This is a genomic window from Duncaniella sp., assembly GCF_029054785.1.
In the GTDB taxonomy this organism is placed as follows: domain Bacteria; phylum Bacteroidota; class Bacteroidia; order Bacteroidales; family Muribaculaceae; genus Duncaniella.
The window spans coordinates 1-3,735 of the sequence record NZ_JAIDEN010000092.1 but is presented as its reverse complement, the minus strand read 5'-3'; the positions used below and the strand labels follow the sequence as shown (position 1 = coordinate 3,735).

Below are 3,735 nucleotides of genomic sequence, written 5' to 3'. Positions count from 1 at the left end.
CCGACGCCTCTTGATGGTTTGCAGGGGCAAGTCAGAGCCGGATACAATCAGGCTCACTATGGTTCGTATGGCGGTGTACTTGCAGCCACCTACGCTATAAAGGACTGGACTTTTGACGTAAACTATGGACTCACACGCAGTAAATCGTGGTGCCGCGAGGAAACATGGTCGAATCATCTATCTGATGGCAGACGAACCATGATTGAAGATGATATGCGCCGCATCAGTCAGAACTGGAACAATACCATATTTGCTTCCGCTTCATGGAAAACGCTCAAACTTACATATAACGGTCAGATTGTTTCTGATTCAAAAAGCAAAAGCCTTTCGACCGGCACACTTGGAAACTTTACCAACAAATATGAGATGCTGTCACCGGTCAACTATCATAACATAGCCTTACGATATGAGACTCCGTTCGGGATGACAATCGGCAGCGATTATACACGCTATTCCGAAAACCGGTCACAATCACTTTTCAAGGATAATGATTGGCTGCTTAGTTCAGACAAGAGACAAGAAATCAATCGATACCATGTTTTTTTAGACCAAGAGTATCACATTGGCAAATGGATGCTTAATTATGGAGCCGAATATCAGCATTCCGAAGATCATAGTTCTCAGATATACGCCTCATCAGACAAGGCTGACTTTAATGACATATTCAATGAGGATGTGGCAAGTATCTATATCGGCACCCAACACTCATTCGACTGGGGTTTATCATTCAATATTTCGGCAGAAGAGGAATATTCCCACAGTAAGCATCAGCACAACTGGAATTTCATACCGCAACTTGGCGCAACATTTTACAAGACACCAAAAAGCATCTTTCAACTTAATATCAGCACCCAGCGCATCTATCCATCATATTGGGAACTGCATGGTGGCACAAGTTACATAAATAATTACGCCACGGTTATCGGTAATCCGGAGTTGCAACCATATATCCAGTACGATACTCAATTCAACTACATACTGAGGCAGAAATATGTAGCAACACTCTATTTTCAATATGGCGACAAATCCACAGTACAGCTGCCGTACCAGTCACCAGATGCTCTCAATCTCATCTATCAGACCATCAACATGAACTACAAGCAGGTGGTTGGACTTAACCTCTATGCGCCTTTCGGTGTCAGTTACATCTGGGACGCATCCGCTACTGCCAACATATTCAATCAACGAGAAAAAGCCGATAATTTCCATGACATAAGTTTCGATAACAGTAGATGGATTTTCTATGGAGCGTTGAGCAACTCTTTCAAGTTCAGTCAAAACAGTCCTATATCGTTATCAGTTGAATTCAGTTATATATCACCATCATTGCAAGGAATAGCCGATCTCTCCAGTATATGGAAAGTTGATGCCGGTATTAAATGGCAATTCGGAAAGAGCCGCTGTTGTGAATTAGACCTAAAGGCTGATGACATATTCAACAAATGGTCACCTACAATGACTATCAATCATGCCGGTCAGGACTATCGGATGAAAGTCTGTGATATGACCCGCAATCTCAAACTGACATTCATCTGGCGATTCAACGGATTTAAGTCTCAAGACACTAATATTGACACCTCTCGTTTTGGCACAGGCAAATAATCTAACTTTTAGGCAGGTTGGACATTTCATCACCCAAAATGTCCAACCTGCCAACTTTTACATTTTGCGGTGATGCGAAAATAAAGAAAGAGCTAAATCTTAACGACTTAGCTCTTTCTTTGCGTTGCCTTGGAAGGATTCGAACCCTCACAGGCGGAACCAGAATCCGACGTGCTACCATTACACCACAAGGCAATTTATGTCTGTCTTCAGGCTTCATTTTCAAGCTCGCTTGCTTGTTTTTCCTTTTGACGCTGCAAAGGTAGGGGTTTGTTTTGAACTGTGCAAATATTTTCGACATTTTTTTTACAAAAATTCAATTTTTCTTCTTTTGGCAGGTAATCCGAATTTGCCTAAAACGATCAAAAACCAAGCTATCACACTATTGCAAAGGAATTTATACCTAAACAGCCCGTTTCAAGCAGCGATTTACACAAAATGACGAATCCGATGACCTTTTTTATTTTTCCGCGGAATAAATCTCGCATCAAGGATAAATTAATTTTCAAGAGTTACTTAATCTTAATTATCTTCAGGGAAAAAAACGTTTTCATAATGGCTACTGCAAAAGCAAAATTCCGGGCCCTGGCCGGTAATAACAGCCAAGGGCAGCTGTATATCCAGATTTCACACGAATGCCAGGTCAGAAAAATCAACACCTCTTATACAGTTTATATCGATGAATGGAATGACCGCAAAGGCATTTTATCCGCTTCCGCATCTCCGCGACGCCAAAAAGAGCTGAATATAATCAGGCTGTCGCTCCAGCATGATCTCTGGCGCATAAAATCAATCATTGCCAATATGGAGTCAACCCGGCTTTTCTATGACATCAATGAAATCATGAGCGAATACCAAAGCTATATCTCACGTTTTTCCCTAACCTGTTTTATGAAATGCCGGATTGACTCCCTGCAACTCAAAAGCAGAATCAGGACCGCTCAGAACTATCGCTCGACCCTCAACAGTTTTATGTCCTTCAGAAACGGAGAAGACATAATGATCGACAGCCTCACAACAGAACTGATCGATGATTACGAATATTTCCTTCAGGCCAAACGGCTGAAACCGAACACCACGTCGTTTTATATGAGGATCCTGCGCGCCGTCTGCAATGCCGCGGCTGAAGAGGGGGCTTATATCCAGCCGAAGATCTTCCGCCACGTCTATACCGGTGTCGACAAGACCGAAAAACGGGCACTCCCGCTTGGGATAATGAAAAAAATCATCGCCCTGGATCTCAGATCTCACCCGGCTCTGGACTATGCGCGGGACATGTTTCTCCTCAGCTTTCTCACACGCGGAATGAGTTTCATCGACATGGCATTCCTGCTAAAAACAGATCTCCGGAACGGCTATCTCTCCTATTGCCGCCACAAGACGCGCCAACGGCTGACACTTAAGTGGACCGATGAGATGCAACGGATCATTGACAAATATCCCCCGAATGCGAGCTGCTATTTCCTGCCTATACTGGTCAACCCTCAGGCAAACCAGGCCTATGCTTACAGAAACATATCATATCGCATCAACAACAGCCTGAAGAAAATCGCGCAACTCGCCGGCTACCACAAAAGCTTCACCTTATATTCCGCGCGCCACACATGGGCTTCCATAGCCTGCATGAAAGGAATTCCGATAAACATAATCAGCCAGGGAATGGGCCACGACTCGGAACGCACCACAAGGATCTATCTTTCATCAATAGACTCCTCAGCGATCGACCGCGCAAATTCAAAAGTGATCAATTCAATCTACTGAACACACATGATACAATAATAACACTATAAAGACCGACAATGACCTTCCTCACAATAAAATCAGCGGACTTAGAGGTTTAAAAACAATAGTTAAAATCTGAGCGAAAGTTTTGAGGTGGATATGGATCTGAATTGAAGGAGCATAGCGAGCAATGTGACTGAAATGAAGAGCCATAGGTGCCCAAAACTTTCGCAGGCGACGGTAATTATCTTTTTCCCTTTTAATAATTTCATATCTAAGAATTTTTAAAGTCACCTTAGCCTTGGTGTCTCTTTTGCTAAATTGTTGAAATTCGTCAGGAGCATAGCTCGCTATGCTCCTTTCTCATTTACAACAATTTATCTAAAAGATACACCACTCAGATTTTAACTC

2 protein-coding genes and 1 tRNA gene are annotated in these 3,735 nt (G+C 42.9%); 2 read left to right on the top strand and 1 reads right to left on the bottom strand.

Translation table 11 applies throughout. The annotated features are described in order from the left end of the window. Positions 1-1,602, top strand: a 1,602-nt coding sequence (locus K2H17_RS06230) for an outer membrane beta-barrel protein (RefSeq protein ID WP_300132696.1), incomplete at its 5' end; no start/stop codon positions are given. Between the two features lie 124 nt (positions 1,603-1,726). Here the strand turns inward: K2H17_RS06230 and K2H17_RS06225 are convergent. Next, positions 1,727-1,797: transfer RNA gene (locus K2H17_RS06225), tRNA-Gln, on the bottom strand. Between the two features lie 360 nt (positions 1,798-2,157). On the opposite strand from K2H17_RS06225, the gene K2H17_RS06220 reads away from it, so the two are divergent. After that, positions 2,158-3,363 carry a site-specific integrase gene (locus tag K2H17_RS06220; RefSeq protein ID WP_300132693.1) on the top strand — a complete coding sequence of 402 codons (1,206 nt, stop codon included), beginning with the start codon at positions 2,158-2,160 and terminating at the stop codon, positions 3,361-3,363. The last annotated feature ends 372 nt before the right edge of the window (positions 3,364-3,735 follow it).